24 protein-coding genes are annotated in these 15,606 nt (G+C 65.8%); 1 reads left to right on the forward strand and 23 read right to left on the reverse strand.

The window, feature by feature from the left end; all coding sequences use genetic code 11:
* Positions 1-75 precede the first annotated feature (75 nt).
* Complete coding sequence (locus LK996_RS04310) at positions 76-1,842, forward strand: amidase (protein WP_230525915.1); 1,767 nt, start codon at positions 76-78, stop codon at positions 1,840-1,842.
* Here LK996_RS04310 and LK996_RS04315 read toward each other — a convergent pair.
* The 23 genes from LK996_RS04315 to rpsC form a co-directional block, all read right to left on the reverse strand.
* Positions 1,796-2,836, reverse strand: coding sequence for a WD40/YVTN/BNR-like repeat-containing protein (locus tag LK996_RS04315; protein WP_230525916.1), 1,041 nt, complete (start codon positions 2,834-2,836; stop codon positions 1,796-1,798). The two genes, LK996_RS04310 and LK996_RS04315, sit on opposite strands and share 47 nt — an antisense overlap.
* Entirely contained in the window at positions 2,833-4,140 is a 1,308-nt protein-coding gene (locus tag LK996_RS04320; protein ID WP_230526830.1) for a class II 3-deoxy-7-phosphoheptulonate synthase, read from the reverse strand. The genes LK996_RS04315 and LK996_RS04320 overlap by 4 nt, the downstream gene beginning before the upstream one ends.
* A 183-nt stretch (positions 4,141-4,323) precedes the next feature.
* A complete protein-coding gene (locus tag LK996_RS04325) occupies positions 4,324-4,830 on the reverse strand; it encodes a disulfide bond formation protein B (RefSeq protein WP_230525917.1) in 507 nt (168 codons plus the stop codon).
* A 116-nt stretch (positions 4,831-4,946) separates the two neighbouring features.
* The gene (gene rplQ, locus LK996_RS04330; protein WP_230525918.1) at positions 4,947-5,321 is read right to left on the reverse strand and encodes a 50S ribosomal protein L17; all 375 of its coding nucleotides are present in this window, start codon (positions 5,319-5,321) and stop codon (positions 4,947-4,949) included.
* A gap of 177 nt (positions 5,322-5,498) precedes the next feature.
* Complete coding sequence (locus LK996_RS04335) at positions 5,499-6,497, reverse strand: DNA-directed RNA polymerase subunit alpha (protein WP_230525919.1); 999 nt, start codon at positions 6,495-6,497, stop codon at positions 5,499-5,501.
* 71 nt (positions 6,498-6,568) lie between these two features.
* The gene (gene rpsD / locus LK996_RS04340; RefSeq protein WP_230525920.1) at positions 6,569-7,198 is read right to left on the reverse strand and encodes a 30S ribosomal protein S4; all 630 of its coding nucleotides are present in this window, start codon (positions 7,196-7,198) and stop codon (positions 6,569-6,571) included.
* A 14-nt stretch (positions 7,199-7,212) separates the two neighbouring features.
* Complete coding sequence (gene rpsK, locus LK996_RS04345; RefSeq protein WP_036167714.1) at positions 7,213-7,608, reverse strand: 30S ribosomal protein S11; 396 nt, start codon at positions 7,606-7,608, stop codon at positions 7,213-7,215.
* A 12-nt stretch (positions 7,609-7,620) separates the two neighbouring features.
* Positions 7,621-7,977 (reverse strand): 30S ribosomal protein S13, encoded by a 357-nt coding sequence (rpsM, locus tag LK996_RS04350; RefSeq protein ID WP_230525921.1) that lies wholly within the window; start codon positions 7,975-7,977, stop codon positions 7,621-7,623.
* 332 nt (positions 7,978-8,309) lie between these two features.
* Positions 8,310-9,662 (reverse strand): preprotein translocase subunit SecY, encoded by a 1,353-nt coding sequence (secY, locus tag LK996_RS04355; protein ID WP_230525922.1) that lies wholly within the window; start codon positions 9,660-9,662, stop codon positions 8,310-8,312.
* 7 nt (positions 9,663-9,669) lie between these two features.
* Positions 9,670-10,107, reverse strand: coding sequence for a 50S ribosomal protein L15 (rplO, locus tag LK996_RS04360; protein ID WP_230525923.1), 438 nt, complete (start codon positions 10,105-10,107; stop codon positions 9,670-9,672).
* A gap of 3 nt (positions 10,108-10,110) precedes the next feature.
* Positions 10,111-10,311 carry a 50S ribosomal protein L30 gene (rpmD, locus tag LK996_RS04365; protein ID WP_230525924.1) on the reverse strand — a complete coding sequence of 67 codons (201 nt, stop codon included), beginning with the start codon at positions 10,309-10,311 and terminating at the stop codon, positions 10,111-10,113.
* Positions 10,304-10,843 (reverse strand): 30S ribosomal protein S5, encoded by a 540-nt coding sequence (rpsE, locus tag LK996_RS04370; protein WP_230525925.1) that lies wholly within the window; start codon positions 10,841-10,843, stop codon positions 10,304-10,306. The genes rpmD and rpsE overlap by 8 nt, the downstream gene beginning before the upstream one ends.
* A 161-nt stretch (positions 10,844-11,004) precedes the next feature.
* Positions 11,005-11,358, reverse strand: coding sequence for a 50S ribosomal protein L18 (gene rplR / locus LK996_RS04375; RefSeq protein WP_230525926.1), 354 nt, complete (start codon positions 11,356-11,358; stop codon positions 11,005-11,007).
* 29 nt (positions 11,359-11,387) lie between these two features.
* A complete protein-coding gene (rplF, locus tag LK996_RS04380; protein WP_230525927.1) occupies positions 11,388-11,915 on the reverse strand; it encodes a 50S ribosomal protein L6 in 528 nt (175 codons plus the stop codon).
* A gap of 14 nt (positions 11,916-11,929) precedes the next feature.
* Positions 11,930-12,325: a 30S ribosomal protein S8 gene (rpsH, locus tag LK996_RS04385; RefSeq protein WP_230525928.1), complete on the reverse strand. Its 396-nt coding sequence runs from the start codon at positions 12,323-12,325 to the stop codon at positions 11,930-11,932.
* 51 nt (positions 12,326-12,376) lie between these two features.
* Entirely contained in the window at positions 12,377-12,682 is a 306-nt protein-coding gene (rpsN, locus tag LK996_RS04390; protein ID WP_230525929.1) for a 30S ribosomal protein S14, read from the reverse strand.
* Positions 12,683-12,694: 12 nt separating this feature from the next.
* The gene (rplE, locus tag LK996_RS04395; protein WP_230525930.1) at positions 12,695-13,234 is read right to left on the reverse strand and encodes a 50S ribosomal protein L5; all 540 of its coding nucleotides are present in this window, start codon (positions 13,232-13,234) and stop codon (positions 12,695-12,697) included.
* Between the two features lie 21 nt (positions 13,235-13,255).
* Positions 13,256-13,570: a 50S ribosomal protein L24 gene (rplX, locus tag LK996_RS04400; RefSeq protein ID WP_230525931.1), complete on the reverse strand. Its 315-nt coding sequence runs from the start codon at positions 13,568-13,570 to the stop codon at positions 13,256-13,258.
* Positions 13,571-13,584: 14 nt separating this feature from the next.
* Positions 13,585-13,953 carry a 50S ribosomal protein L14 gene (gene rplN, locus LK996_RS04405; RefSeq protein ID WP_036167737.1) on the reverse strand — a complete coding sequence of 123 codons (369 nt, stop codon included), beginning with the start codon at positions 13,951-13,953 and terminating at the stop codon, positions 13,585-13,587.
* A 15-nt stretch (positions 13,954-13,968) separates the two neighbouring features.
* Complete coding sequence (gene rpsQ, locus LK996_RS04410) at positions 13,969-14,232, reverse strand: 30S ribosomal protein S17 (RefSeq protein WP_230525932.1); 264 nt, start codon at positions 14,230-14,232, stop codon at positions 13,969-13,971.
* A gap of 11 nt (positions 14,233-14,243) precedes the next feature.
* A complete protein-coding gene (gene rpmC, locus LK996_RS04415; protein ID WP_230525933.1) occupies positions 14,244-14,441 on the reverse strand; it encodes a 50S ribosomal protein L29 in 198 nt (65 codons plus the stop codon).
* Complete coding sequence (gene rplP, locus LK996_RS04420; RefSeq protein WP_230525934.1) at positions 14,441-14,854, reverse strand: 50S ribosomal protein L16; 414 nt, start codon at positions 14,852-14,854, stop codon at positions 14,441-14,443. The genes rpmC and rplP overlap by 1 nt, the downstream gene beginning before the upstream one ends.
* A 2-nt stretch (positions 14,855-14,856) precedes the next feature.
* A complete protein-coding gene (gene rpsC, locus LK996_RS04425; RefSeq protein ID WP_230525935.1) occupies positions 14,857-15,600 on the reverse strand; it encodes a 30S ribosomal protein S3 in 744 nt (247 codons plus the stop codon).
* Positions 15,601-15,606: the final 6 nt, after the last annotated feature.

Genomic DNA, 15,606 nt, shown 5'->3' on the forward strand with positions numbered 1-15,606 from the left:
CGCCGGCAGTTGCCCCGGCATCGCCGCCGCGCGATGCTCCGCGATCGCGGCCTTCGCCGCCCAGGGGACATCGACATGCGCCTTGCCTTGCTCGCCCTCGCCCTCGTGGCGGCCACGGGTTGCCAGCCGCGCGATGCGGCTGCGCCTTCGACCACGCATCGCCCGACGGAGGCGCCCACCGCGAAGGCGCCCGCGTTCGCATTCGACGAAGCGACGATCGCCGACTTGCAATCGCGCATGGCCAGCGGCGCGACCACGAGCCGCGACCTGACCCAGGCCTACCTCGATCGCATCGCGGCGATCGACAAGGCGGGGCCGACGCTCAACTCGGTGATCGAACTCAACCCGAACGCGCTCGATGAAGCCGCCGCGCTCGACGCCGAACGCAAGAGCGGCAAGGTGCGCGGGCCGATGCATGGCATCCCCGTGTTGCTGAAGGACAACATCGACGCGGTGCCGATGGTGAATTCCGCCGGCTCGCTCGCGCTTGCGAACAACAAGCCGTCGCGCGATGCGTTCCTCGTGCAGCGCCTGCGCGCGGCCGGCGCGGTGATCCTCGGCAAGACCAACCTCACCGAATGGGCGAACTTCCGTTCGACGCGCTCGGTCTCCGGCTGGAGCGGACGCGGCGGGCAGACGAAGAACCCCTACGCCCTCGATCGCAATCCCTGCGGCTCGAGCGCAGGCACGGGCACCGCGATCGCGGCGAATCTCGCGGTCGTCGGCGTTGGCACCGAAACCGACGGCAGCATCATCTGCCCCGCGTCGGTCGCGGGGCTCGTCGGCCTGAAGCCGACGGTGGGGCTGGTCAGCCGTGACGGCATCATTCCGATCTCGAGCAGCCAGGACACCGCGGGACCGATGACGCGCACCGTCTCCGATGCGGCCGCGATGTTGTCGGCGATGGTCGGCCGCGACGATGGCGACGTCGCCACCGACGGCAGTGTCGGCAAGGCGGTGTTCGACTACGAGAAGCGCCTCGATGCGAATGCGCTGCAGGGCCTGCGTGTCGGCATCCTGCGCAAGGAGATGGGCTGGCATCCGGATGTCGACGCCGGGATGGAGCGCGTCGTCGCGACGCTGCAGTCGGCCGGTGCGGTCGTCGTCGATGCCGAAGTGCCCACGAAGGGCCAGTGGGACGAGCCCGAGTTCGAAGTCTTGCTGTACGAGTTCAAGGCGGGCCTCGAGCACTACCTGCAAACGCACGACGCGCAGCACAAGACGCTCGCCGACCTGATGGCCTTCAACAACGCGAACGTGGCGAAGGAGATGCCCTACTTCGCGCAGGAGATCTTCGAGAAGGCGAACGCGAAGGGCCCGCTCGGCGAGACGGCGTACCTGGAGGCACGCGCGAAGGCGAAGCGCCTCGCCGGTCCGGAAGGCATCGATGTGGCGCTGAAGAACGCGAACGTCGACGTGCTGATCGCACCCGCGATGTCGCCCGCGTGGCTCACCGACCCCGTGCTCGGCGATCACTTCGTCGGCGCCGGCTACGGCGTGGCTGCGGTGGCGGGCTATCCCAGCCTCACCGTGCCGATGGGCGACAGCCATGGCTTGCCGATCGGCGTCGTGTTCGTCGGGCCGGCATGGAGCGAAGCGAAGTTGTTGTCCGTCGGTTACGCCTACGAGCAACGCAGCAAGGCGCGACGCAAGCCGGAATTCCTGCCGACCGTCGCGCTGAAGACGACGGCGTTGCCATCGTCGAAGGCGAACGCGATGCCGGTGTGGACGTCGGCCGAACCCGCTGCTGCGTCGACGTCGGCGCCTGCTTCGTCGGCAACGACGAGGCCTGCGGTTACTTCGACGACGACGCCTGCGGCTGCTTCGACGAACCGTCGTTGAAGACGACCCGGGCGATGCGGCCCTTGTCGCCGCTCGCCCACGCCGTCATGCCGGCGCGATCGATCGCGTCGTAGCCGATCGGCGAGAGCGCCAGCCACTTGTTGGCTGGCGCATCGAACGCATCCATGCCGGTCGGGCCGACGGCGATGCACAGCGAACGCGAGAAACACGTCGCGCCCGAGCGATAGCCGGGCGGCGCGGGCAACGGTGCGATCGCGTGTCCGCCATCCGCGTCGAACGACGCGATGGCAGCGCTGCCTTCGGTTTCCTTTTCGAAGTCGCCGCCGACGAGCAGCACGCCGTTGCCCAGGCGCGCGGCGGAGAAGATGCCGGCCGCGGGGATGCGATGCAGCATGGGGGCGTCGTAGGCGCGCCAGGTGTTGCCGTCGCTCACCTGCGCACGCGATGCCGCGCCACCGCCGACGATGATCGTGCGCTGGTTCGCGCGCGCGATGCACGTGCCGCTCGCGGCGAATGCAGCTTCGTCCTTCAACGCTTCCGGGCCATCGGGCTGCAGCGACCAGGTGCGGCCGCCGTCGGTCGTCGTTCGGACCTGGTAACGGCCCTCGACGGGATCGCCGAGCATCCACCCGTTGTCGCCTTCGAACACCATGCAGTCGAAGAATGCGCGCTTGTCGTCGTTCTTCAGCGCGAGCTTCCACGACTTGCCGCCGTCCTGCGTGCGATACACGCGCGAGGCTTCGCCGGGGCCGATGCTCAATGCGACGGCGGTGTTCGCGTCGAAGCCTTCGATGTCGCGGAAGTCGAGGTCCTTCGCATCGGGCACCGACACGTTCGACCAGGTCTTGCCGCCGTCGACGGTGCGCAGCACGGTGCCTTCGCGACCGCTCGCCCACGCGGTGTTCGCGTCGACGGCGGAGATGCCGCGCAATCGGACAGCGACACCGCTGTCCTGGGTTTCGATGACGGGGTTCTGCGCGAAAGCGCTCGCGGCGGTTGCGACCGCGAGCGCTGCAACGAGCGCGCGCCTCACGCCTGCACCGGCGCGACGAGTTGCGCATGCTTGCGCACGATCGACATCGCGATTTCCAGCGCCTGTTCGTAGTTCAGGCGCGGATCGACGGTCGAACGATACGCGCGCTCGAGATCGTGCTCGGTGAGTTCGCGCGCGCCGCCGAGGCATTCGGTGACGTCTTCGCCGGTGAGTTCCAGGTGCACGCCGCCCAGGCGCGTGCCGGCCACTGCGTGCAGGTCGAACGCTTGTTCGAGTTCGCTGCGGATGTTGCCGAAGCGGCGCGTCTTGTAACCGTTCGCGGTGCTCTCGGTGTTGCCGTGCATGGGATCGCACACCCACAGCACGCGGCGGCCGTCGCGACGCACTGCGTCGAGCAACGCAGGCAGCTTGCTGCCGATCTGCGCGGCGCCCATGCGGTGGACGAGCGTGAGGCGGCCGGGTTCGTCGTCGGGGTTGAGCGCGTCGATCAGGCGCAGCACCGCATCGGGCGTCGCGCCCGGACCGACCTTCACCGCGATCGGATTGCGGATGCCGCGGAAATATTCGACGTGGGCGCCGTCGAGCGCCGCGGTGCGCATGCCGATCCACGGGAAATGCGTGCTGAGGTTGAACCAGCCCCACTGGCGCGGCACCTGGCGCGTCTGTGCTTCTTCGTACGGCAACAACAACGCTTCGTGCGCGGTGTAGAAGTCGACGCGGTTGAGGTTGTGCACCTGCGATCCGGAGAGCGTCTCCATGAAGCGCACCGCGTCGCCGATGCTCGCGACCATGCGGTGGTACTCGTCGGCGAGCGGCGAATGACGGACCCAGCGCAGGTCCCAGTATTCGGGGTGGTGCAGGTCGGCGAAGCCGCCGTCGATCAGCGCGCGCACGAAGTTCATCGTCATCGCCGAACGCGCGTGCGCCTTGATCATGCGGCGCGGATCGGGAACGCGCTCCTGCGCGGTGAAGCCCGGGGCGTTGACGATGTCGCCGCGGTAGCTCGGAAGCGTCACGCCGTCGCGCGTTTCATCATCGGCCGAACGCGGTTTCGCGTATTGCCCCGCGAAACGACCGACGCGTACCACAGGCAGGCGCAGTCCGTGCACGAGCACGAGGCTCATCTGCAGCAGCACCTTCAGGCGATTGGAGATCACGTCGGAGCTGCACTCGGCGAAACTCTCCGCGCAATCGCCGCCCTGCAGGAGGAAGCGCCTGCCTTCCTGCGCTTCGGCGAGGTGTTGCTTGAGCGCGATGATTTCCCACGACGTCACGAGCGGCGGAAGCGCGCGCAGTTCGCGCAACGCGTCCTGCAATGCGTCGGCATCGGGATATGCGGGCATCTGCGTCGCGGGACGCGAACGCCAGCTGTCGGGCGCCCAGCCTTCGGGCAGGTTCACGGGCTGGAGCGGGCTGCGGTCTTGCGAAGAACGATCTTGGGGGAGCATGGGGGAGACGCCGATGTTGCGGTGCGTCGTCGCATCATGGTCCGCGATGCGCGCGCCCGCAACCGGCGCGCGTGCCGTTCAGCGGCGGCGGAATGCGGCCAGTCCGATCCATGCGGTGAGCAACACGAACCACAGCAAGGCCCACGCAGGCATCGACAGGCCGAGGAAGGCCCAGTCCACCTTCGCGCACTCACCCGAACCGGTGAGCACCTGCTTCACGACATCGGCGAGCGGACTCGCTTCCATCATGAAATCGAGCGGCGGGCCGCAGGACGGCACCTGGTCCGGCGGAAGGTGCGTCAGGTACACGTGGCGCCCGGCGATGCCGACACCGGCGAGCGCGGGAATCAGCGCGAGCACGCCCCACACGCGACGCCCGGTGATGCCGCGCGGCGCGAACAACCCACCGAGCAGGAACACGATGCCGAGCACGCCGAACGCGATGCGCTGGAAGATGCAGAGCGGACACGGGTTGAGTCCCCACGCCTTCTGCGAGTAGAGCGCGAACCCGATCAACGCCGCGCACGCGACGAAGCCGAGGAGGAAGCGGAGGCGGAATGCGGAGGCGGAGGCTTTGTCGTTCATGCGCCCAAGCGTGCATAAGCGCGCGTCGATTGGGAAGTGGCCAACGTCGCCGACCGAACAAAAAAGAAAACCCCGGCGCGAGGCCGGGGTCTTCGTATCACGTCGAGCGCGTCCGATTACTCGGTCGCCGCTTCCGGGCGATCGACCAGTTCGACGTACGCCATCGGCGCGTTGTCGCCGGCGCGGAAGCCGCACTTGAGGATGCGCAGGTAACCGCCCGGACGGGTGGCGTAGCGCGGGCCGAGGATGGTGAACAGGTTGCCGACCGCTTCCTTGTCGCGCAGGCGCGAGAAGGCAAGGCGGCGATTGGCAACGCCGTCGATCTTGGAGAGCGTGATCAGCGGCTCGGCGACGCGGCGAAGTTCCTTCGCCTTCGGGAGCGTGGTGCGGATCAGCTCATGCTTGAACAGCGAGGCCGCCATGTTGGCGAACATCGCGTCGCGATGGGCGCTGGTGCGGCTGAACTTGCGTCCGGCTTTCTTGTGGCGCATGGGTTGGTTTCCTTAAAGAATTTTGATTCGTTGGATTTCGCTGTCGCCATCCTGGCGTTGACGCTTGGACTGCGCTGGCCCTGGCCGACCCTCCGTGGGCGGCACGCCGCGCGGCTTGGGCCGCGTCGGTTTGAAACGAAACGCTCGCGCGGTTTCCCGCGCGAGCGTTTGTGTTGCTTAGCCCATCATGCCGTGCGAGGCGATGCCCGCGGGCGGCCAGTTTTCGAGCTTCATGCCGAGCGAAAGACCGCGCTGCGCGAGGACTTCCTTGATCTCGGTGAGCGACTTCTTGCCGAGGTTCGGCGTCTTGAGCAGTTCGACTTCCGTCTTCTGGATCAGGTCGCCGATGTAGTAGATGCTCTCGGCCTTGAGGCAGTTGGCCGAACGCACCGTCAGCTCGAGGTCGTCGATCGGGCGCAGCAGCACCGGATCCACGCCGCTCGCCTGCGGCTTCGCCGCACCGCGGTCGCGATGGGTGAAGTCGCCGAACACCGACAGCTGGTCGCTGAGGATGTCGGCGGCGGTGCGCACGGCTTCCTCGGCGTCGATCGTGCCGTTGGTCTCGATGTCGAGGACCAGCTTGTCCAGGTCGGTGCGCTGTTCGACACGCGCCGCTTCCACGGCGTAGGCGACGCGGCGAACCGGCGAGAACGAAGCGTCCAGCATCAGGCGACCGATCGCGCGGGTCTCTTCATCCGGACGACGACGCGCGGCGGCCGGCTGGTAGCCGAAACCACGCTCGATCTTCAGGCGCATGTTGAGCGCCGTGTCCTTGGTGAGATGCGCGATCACGTGCGCCGGATTGAGGATCTCGACGTTGTGGTCGGTGCGGATGTCGCCGGCGGTGACAACGCCCGGGCCCTGCTTCGCGAGGCTCAGCGTGGCCGAATCACCGGTGTGCATGCGGATCGCGATGTCCTTGAGGTTGAGCAACACCTCGAGCACGTCTTCCTGGAGGCCTTCGACCGTGGTGTACTCATGCAGCACGCCGTCGATCTCGACTTCCGTGATAGCGAAGCCGGGGATCGAAGACAGCAGCACGCGGCGCAGCGCGTTGCCGAGCGTGTGGCCGTAACCGCGTTCCAGCGGTTCGATGACGACCTTGGCGCGGTTCTCGGCGATGCGCTCGATCTGCGGACCGCGGGGGCGCAAGACTTGGTTTGCGGTAACCGTCATGTTGTAACGTCTCCAATAGGTAAGCGTGCGACCACGTCTGATCGCACGCCTGGTGCAGCTCTCGCGAACCGTTACTTCGAATACAACTCGACGATCAGCGCTTCATTGATGTCGGACGGCAGTTCAGCGCGGTCCGGCACGGCCTTGAACACGCCGGCAAACTTCTTCGCGTCGACTTCGACCCACGCCGGCGACAGATCCATCTGCTGCGCAACGGTGACCGATTCCTGCACGCGGAGCTGCTTCTGCGCGCGCTCGGAGAGCGCGATCGCATCGCCCGCCTTGACGGCGTACGAGGGCAGGTTCACCGGCTTGCCGTTGACCGTGACGCCGCGGTGCGAGACCAGCTGGCGCGCGGCCGGGCGGGTCACGGCGAAGCCCATGCGGTAGACGACGTTGTCCAGGCGCGTCTCGAGGAGCTGCAGCAGGTTTTCACCCGTGTTGCCCTTCTTGGTGGACGCCTTCTTGTAGTAGTTGCGGAACTGACGCTCGAGCAGACCGTAGATGCGCTTGACCTTCTGCTTTTCGCGCAGCTGGGTCGCATAGTCGGACAGCTTGCCCTTGCGGGCAGTGGCGCCGTGCTGGCCGGGCTTCTGCTCCAGCTTGCACTTGGAATCGAGGGCGCGCGCGGGCGACTTCAGGCCGAGATCAGCGCCTTCGCGACGAGCGAGCTTACAGGTGGGACCAATATAACGAGCCATGGTTCGTCAGCTCCTCAGACGCGGCGCTTCTTCGGCGGACGGCACCCGTTGTGCGGGATAGGCGTCACGTCGATGATGTTGGTGATCTTGTAGCCGACGTTGTTGAGCGAACGCACGGCGGACTCACGACCCGGACCCGGGCCCTTGATGCGGACTTCCAGCGACTTGACGCCGTAGTCGAGCGCAGCACGGCCGGCCTTTTCGGCGGCGACCTGGGCGGCGAACGGAGTCGACTTGCGCGAGCCGCGGAAACCCGCGCCGCCCGAAGTCGCCCACGACAGCGCGTTGCCCTGGCGGTCGGTGATCGTGACGATGGTGTTGTTGAACGAAGCGTGGACGTGGGCGACGCCGTCGGTGACGACTCGCTTGATCTTCTTCTTCGTTTTTGCGGCAGCTGCCGGCTTGGCCATGGTGTGGGTTCCTTACTTCTTGATGGCCTTGCGCGGACCCTTGCGGGTACGGGCATTGGTCCGGGTGCGCTGGCCGCGCAGCGGGAGACCGCGGCGGTGACGCAGGCCGCGATAGCAGGCCAGATCCATGAGGCGCTTGATGGCCATGCCGATTTCGCGGCGGAGGTCACCTTCGACCACGTACTTGCCGACTTCGGCGCGCAGGCGCTCGACGTCCGGCTCGGACAGGTCACGGATCTTGGTGTTGGACGCGACGCCGGCGGCTTCGCAGACCTTCTTCGAACGGGTACGGCCGATGCCGTAGATGCTTTGCAGCCCGACCCAGACATGCTTCTGGGCAGGCAGGTTGACGCCCGCAATACGCGCCATGACGCGATCTCCAAAACTTGATGGCGGCCGGATGTGTTCGATCCGGCAAGGGAACACGAAATTTTAGCGAGGTCTCGTGGAACTTGGAAGCCCCGGACCAAAATGGTCCTGAACTCCGGCATGGGGAGTGTGCCCATGCTCCGGCGACGGATTCCGGACTGCCAGACCAGCACGGCGAAACCCGCCCTGCCCCGGCCCCGCGCGCTACTCCGGCGCGCGGTCTGGTCCGGACCCACCCGCGCACGAGACCGCCGCGCGAGTCGCCCTGGTCGGCCCGGGCGAAACCCGGGCCGGATGCGGGAACCGGCCAAGGCCGGCCCCGCGGTATTCCATCAACGGCCGGTGAGGCCGGCGCGCGAACCCTTCAGGTTCGCCTTCTTCAACAGGCTTTCGTACTGGTGCGAGGTCAGGTGCGCCTGGATCTGCGCCATGAAGTCCATCACCACCACCACGACGATCAGCAGCGAGGTGCCGCCGAAGTAGAACGATGCACCGATCTTCGTGCGCATGATCTCAGGCAGCAGGCAGACCAGCACCAGGTACAACGCACCGGCCGCGGTCAAACGCGTCAGCACGCCGTCGATGTAGTCCGCGGTCGCCTTGCCCGGACGGATGCCCGGAATCAGCGCGCCCGACTTCTTGAGGTTGTCGGCGGTTTCCTGCGAGTTGAACACCAGCGCCGTGTAGAAGAACGCGAAGCCGATGATCAGCGCAGCGAACAGGATCATGTGCAGCGGCTCGCCCGGCGAGAGCGCCTGCGCGGCGCGCTGCAACCAGTTGGCCTGCCCCGCCTGGCCGAACCAGGTCGACGCGGTGGCCGGGAACATGATCAGGCTCGAAGCGAAGATCGGCGGGATCACGCCGGCCATGTTCAACTTGAGCGGCAGGAACGAGGTCTGGTTCATGTACGCGTTGCGACCGCCCTGGCGGCGCGCGTAGTTGACCGTGACCCGGCGCTGTCCGCGCTCGACGAACACGACGAGGTACGTGAAGGCCAGCACGATGATCGCGATCGCCATCACCTGCAGGGCGCTCATGTCGCCGTTGCGCGCCTGTTCGAACGTGGTGAGCACCGCGCCCGGCAGGCCGGCCACGATGCCGGCGAAGATGATCAGCGACACACCGTTGCCGATGCCGCGCTCGGTCACCTGCTCACCGAGCCACATCAGGAACATCGTGCCCGCGGTCAGTGCGACCACCGCAGTCAGGATGAAGCCCGGGCCCGGGTTGTAGACGACCTGGATCCCGTTCGACGCGCTCTGGCTCTGCAACGCGATGGCGATGCCGGCGGCCTGGAAAATCGCCAGGCCCACCGCGCCCATGCGCGAGTACTGCGTGATCTTGCGACGGCCGGATTCGCCTTCCTTCGACATCGCCTTCCAGCTGGGCAGGATCTGCGTCATCAGCTGGACGACGATCGATGCCGAGATGTAGGGAACGACGTTGAGTGCGAACAGGCTGAAGCGCGACAGCGCACCGCCCGAGAACATGTTGAACATGTCCACGATCGTGCCCTGCTGCGCCTCCATGAGTTGCAGCATCGCTTCGGGGTTGACGCCCGGCACCGGGATGAAACACCCGATGCGGTAGACGATCAACGCGCCGAGAACGAACAGCAGTCGCTGGCGGAGCTCGGTGAATTTGCCGAGCCCGCCGCCGAGGTTAGCCGCTGCGCCTCGCGCCATGCGTCGCTTACTCCCCGACCTGGCCGCCGGCCGCTTCGATCGCGGCCTTCGCGCCAGCCGTGGCCATCAGGCCCTGGAGCACGAACTTCTTCGTCACGTCGCCCTTCTTCACGACCTTCACCTTGCGGGCGGTCTGCGGGATGAGCTTCGCGGCGCGCAGCGCGGCGATGTCGATCGTGCCGGCGTCCAGCTTGTCCAGCTGGTACAGCAGCACTTCGGCCGTGTCCTTGAACATCTGCGAACGGAAACCGATCTTCGGCAGGCGACGCTGCATGGGCATCTGGCCGCCTTCGAAGCCGGCCTTGATCTTGCCCTTGCCGCTACGGGCGAACGAGCCCTTGTGGCCGCGACCCGCGGTCTTGCCGAGGCCGGAGCCGATGCCGCGACCAACGCGGACGCGATCCTTGCGGGCGCCGTCGGCGGGCTTGAGGGAATTCAGGCGCATGTATCAGTCCTCCACGCGAACGAGGTAATGCAGCTGCGTGATCAGGCCACGCACCTGCGGGCTGTCCTTCAGCTCGCGCACGTCATTGAGCTTGTTGAGGCCGAGCGCCTTCACCGACAGGCGATGACGCGCCTGGGTTCCGCGCAGGCCCTTGACCAGGCGCACCTTGACGGTGCCGCCGTTGTTGGCGGGGGACTTAGCCATGGTTGAGTTCCTCCACCTTCTTGCCGCGCTTGGCCGCGATCCTGGTCGGCGAATGCGTTTCGCTCAGGCCGCGCAGCGTGGCGCGCACCAGGTTGATCGGATTGCGCGAACCAACCGCCTTCGCCAGCACGTTCTTGACGCCGACCGCTTCGAGCACGGCGCGCATCGCGCCGCCGGCGATCACGCCGGTACCTTCCGAAGCCGGCTGCATGAAGACGCGCGCGGCGCCGTGGCCCGACTTCACGGCGTGCCACAGCGTGCCGTTGTTGAGGTCCACGCTGATGAAGCTCTTGCGGGCGTATTCCATCGACTTCTGGATCGCGACCGGCACTTCGCGTGCCTTGCCGTAGCCGAAACCGACCTTGCCGTTGCCGTCGCCCACCACCGTCAGCGCGGTGAAGGTGAACTGGCGACCGCCCTTGACCGTCTTGCTGACGCGGTTGACCGCGATCAGCTTCTCGATCATGCCGTCATCGACTTCTTCGCGGTCGCGATTACGGTCGCGGCCCCGCGGTTCACGTTGTTCTGCCATGTGTCGTATCTCGTGTTTGAAAAGGATGTACGGCTCGTGCCGCTTATGGTTGTTGGGTGCTTCGGGTGTTGCGCGACGCGGAGAACTCCGCGGCGCGTCCTGCATCTCCCATGCAGGCGGGTCGACACGGCATGGGGCCTGCGCCCCATGCCTTCAAGCGATCAGAACTGCAGGCCACCTTCGCGGGCGGCATCGGCGAGCGCCTTGATGCGGCCGTGGAAGCGGTAGCCCGAGCGGTCGAACGCGACCTTCTCGACGCCGGCGGCCTTGGCCTTCTCGGCGATCGCGCGGCCGACCTTGGCGGCGGCGTCGGCGTTCTTGCCGTTCTTCAGGCCATCCTTGACGTCGGACTGCACGGTCGAGGCCGAAGCCAGGACCTTCGAGCCGTCGGCAGTGAAGACCTGCGCGTACAGGTGCTGGCCGGTGCGCAGCACCGACAGGCGCGGCACGCCGAGTTCGCGGATGTGCGCACGGGTCGACTTGGCGCGGCGCAGGCGAGCGGGTTTCTTGTTCATGTTCTGGGTCTCCGAAAGCTGAAAGCCGATTAGGCCTTCTTGGCTTCCTTGCGGATGATGTTCTCGCCGGCGTACTTGACGCCCTTGCCCTTGTAGGGCTCCGGCGGACGGAAGCCGCGGATCTTGGCAGCAACTTCGCCGACGCGCTGCTTGTCGGCGCCCGACACGACGATTTCCGTCTGCGTCGGCGTGGCGATGGTGATGCCTTCCGGGGTCTTGAACAGCACCGGGTGCGAGAAACCCAGCGACAGGTTCAGGTCCTTGCCCTGCATGGCGGCGCGGTAACCGACGCCGACGAGCTCGAGCTTGCGCTCGAAGCCATCGGAAACGCCCTTGACCATGTTGGCGAGGATGGCGCGCAGCGTGCCGGCGAGCGGCACGAGCGCCGGATCGTTGGCCGAAAGCAGCGCATTGCCGTCTTCGAGCTTCACTTCGACGCCGGCCGGCTTGGCGATCGACAGCGAGCCCTTCGGGCCCTTGACGGTCACGTTCTCGGCCTGGATGTTCATTTCGATGCCCTTACCCAGGGCGATCGGCTTCTTGGCGACGCGGGACATTGTTCGCTACTCCCTTAGGCCACGAAGCACAGGACTTCACCGCCGACGCCCTGCTGGCGCGCCTGCGCATCGGTCATGATGCCCTTCGAGGTGGAGATGATCGCGACGCCGAGGCCACCGAGGACCTTGGGGATCGCATCCTTGCCGCGGTACTGGCGCAGGCCCGAGCGCGAGAAGCGCTGCAGGCGCTCGATGACCGGGCGGCCTTCGAAATACTTCAGCACGATCTCGAGTTCGGCCTTGGCGCCGTCCTGGGTCACGCGCGAGTCGGCGATGTAGCCTTCGTCCTTGAGGACCTTGGCGATCGCGACCTTGATCTTCGACGACGGCATCTTCACCGTCGGCTTGCCAACGGCGGCCGCATTCTTGATGCGAACCAGCATGTCGGCGATGGGATCAGTCATGCTCATTGAGAATTACCTTTGAGTACCGATATCCGCGGAATGCGAATGTCTGTTTGATTACCACGAGGCCTTGCGGAGGCCCGGAACGTCGCCGTTCATCGTGGCCTTGCGCAGTGCGTTACGGGCCAGGCCGAACTTCGCGTACACGCCACGCGGACGACCGGTCAGCGCGCAACGATTGCGCTGGCGGCATTCCGACGAGTCGCGCGGAAGCTTCTGCAGCTTGACCACGGCTTCCATCTTTTCTTCGTACGACGCGGTGGTGCTGGAGATGATCTTCTTCAGCGCATCGCGCTTGGCACCATGCTGCTTCGCCAGCTTGGCGCGCTTGACTTCGCGGTTGACCATCGAGGTCTTGGCCATGGTGTCAGTGCCTTAGTTGCGGAACGGGAAGCGGAAGGCTTCGAGCAGGGCCTTGGCCTCCGCGTCGGTCTTCGCCGTGGTGGTGATCGCGATGTCCATGCCGCGCATGGCGTCAACCTGGTCGAAATCGATCTCCGGGAAGATGATCTGTTCCTTGATGCCCATGTTGTAGTTGCCGCGGCCGTCGAACGAACGACCCGACACGCCGCGGAAGTCGCGGACGCGCGGCAGCGAGATGTTGATCAGGCGATCCAGGAACTCGAACATGCGGGCGCGGCGCAAGGTCACCTTGCAGCCGATCGGCCAACCGTCGCGGATCTTGAACGAAGCCACCGAGATGCGCGACTTGGTGACCAACGGCTTCTGGCCGGAGATCTTGGCCATGTCGGCCACCGCGTTCTCGAGGATCTTCTTGTTCGCCGCCGCTTCGCCCACGCCCATGTTGAGCGTGACCTTGACGAGCTTCGGCACTTGCATCGGATTGGTGTAGCCGAACTGCTTCATCAGCTTCGGCACCACTTCTTCCTTGTAAATCTTTTCAAGCCGGGTCATGACATTTCCTCGGACGGCTTATCAGCCGTCGATTGCTTCACCACTGGAGCGGAACACACGCAATTTGCGTCCATCCTCCAGGACCTTGAATCCGATGCGCTCGCCCTTGCCCGTCGCCGGGTTGAAGAGCATCACGTTCGAGATGTGGATCGGCGCTTCGCGCTCGATCACGCCGCCGGCCTGGCCGGCTTGCGGGTTCGGCTTGGTGTGGCGCTTGATGACGTTGACGTTGGACACGACGACCTTGTCGCCGGCCACGCGCACCACGTCACCACGCTTGCCCTTGTCCTTGCCGGAGATGACGACCACCTGGTCGCCCTTGCGGATACGGTTCATTTGGCTTCCTCCGCTCAGAGCACTTCAGGCGCGAGCGAGACGATCTTCATGAACTTCTCGGAACGCAGCTCGCGGGTCACGGGCCCGAAGATGCGCGTACCGATCGGCTCGTGCTTGTTGTTGAGCAGCACCGCGGCGTTGCCGTCGAAGCGGATCAGCGAACCGTCGGCGCGGCGCACACCCTTGCGGGTACGGACCACGACGGCGTCGTAGACGTCGCCCTTCTTGACCTTGCCGCGCGGGATCGCGTCCTTGACGGTCACCTTGATGATGTCGCCGATGTGGGCATAGCGGCGCTTCGAACCACCGAGCACCTTGATGCACATCAGTTCCTTGGCGCCCGAGTTGTCGGCGGCATCGAGATAGCTCTGCATCTGGATCATGGCTGTCTCTCCTCCTTACTCGGCCGCGCGCGTCAGAATTTCGACGACACGCCAGTTCTTGGTCTTCGACATCGGCGCGCATTCGGCGATGCGCACGACATCGCCTTCCTTGCAAGCGTTGTCGGCGTCATGCGCGTGCAGCTTGGTCGAGCGGCGGATGTACTTACCGTACAGCGCGTGCTTGACCTGGCGCTCGACGAGCACGGTGATGGTCTTGTCCATCTTGTTGCTGACGACGCGGCCTTCGACCGTGTGCAGCTTCTTGGTGTTCTCGTTCATCGTCGAGTCCCTTACTTCTTGGCCACGTCGCCGAGCAGCATGTTCACGCGCGCGATTTCGCGGCGAACACGGCGGGCTTCATGGGTCTTGGCCGGCGGCAGCTGGCCCGTGGCCTTCTGCATGCGGAGCGCGAACTGCTCCTTCTGCAGGTCCACGAGGTGGGCCTTCAGTTCCGCGGCGTTCTTCTGACGCAGTTCCTTGAGTTCCATCAGCGCACCGTCCGGGTCACGAAAGTGGTGGTCACCGACAGCTTCGCCGCGGCCAGGCGGAACGCCTCGCGTGCGACTTCTTCGCTGACGCCTTCGATTTCATAGATCATGCGGCCCGGCTGGATCTGCGCGACCCAGTATTCGACGTTGCCCTTACCCGAACCCATTCGAACTTCGATGGGCTTCTTGGTGATCGGCTTGTCGGGGAACACGCGGATCCACATCTTGCCGCCGCGCTTCACGTAGCGGCTGATCGAGCGGCGGGCCGCTTCGATCTGGCGCGCGGTGAGCTGGCCGAACGCGGTCGACTTCAGACCGTATTCGCCGAACGACACGGCGTTTGCACTCCAGCTCAGGCCGTCGTTACGGCCCTTGTGCATCTTGCGATATTTGGTGCGCTTCGGTTGCAACATGATTAGTCCCTCGCCTCGCGCTCACGGCGCGGACCACGCGGACGGTCGGCGCGATCGCCGCGCTCACCACGCTCGGCGCGCGGCGTGTCGTCCTGCTTTTCCTGGCCGACCTGGCTGAAGTCGAACACTTCACCCTTGTAGACCCACACCTTGATGCCGATGATCCCGTAGGTCGTCTTCGCTTCGGCGAAGCCGTAGTCGATGTCGGCGCGCAGCGTGTGAAGCGGCACGCGACCTTCGCGGTACCACTCCGAACGCGCGATTTCGGCGCCGTTGAGGCGACCGGCGACATTGACCTTGATGCCCAGCGCACCGAGGCGCATCGCGTTGCCGACCGCACGCTTCATCGCGCGGCGGAACATGATGCGGCGCTCGAGCTGCTGCGCGATCGACTCGGCGACCAGCTGCGCATCGAGTTCCGGCTTGCGGACTTCGGTGACGTTGATGTGCGCCGGGACGCCCATCAGGTCGCTGACGTCCTTACGCAGCTTCTCGATGTCCTCGCCGCGCTTGCCGATCACCACGCCCGGACGGGCGGTGTGGATCGTGACACGCGCGTTCTGCGCCGGACGCTCGATCAGGATCTTCGAAATACCGGCCTGCGCGAGCTTCTTGCGCAGCATGTCGCGGACCTTGAGGTCGGCAACCAGGTAGTCGGCGTAATGCTTCTTGCCGGCAAACCACTTGGAATTCCAGTCCTTGGCGATGCCCAGGCGGATACCGGTCGGATGAACTTTATGACCCATCGTCTT

The organism is Noviluteimonas lactosilytica (genome assembly GCF_020866925.1).
GTDB classification, from domain to species: Bacteria; Pseudomonadota; Gammaproteobacteria; order Xanthomonadales; family Xanthomonadaceae; genus Noviluteimonas; species Noviluteimonas lactosilytica.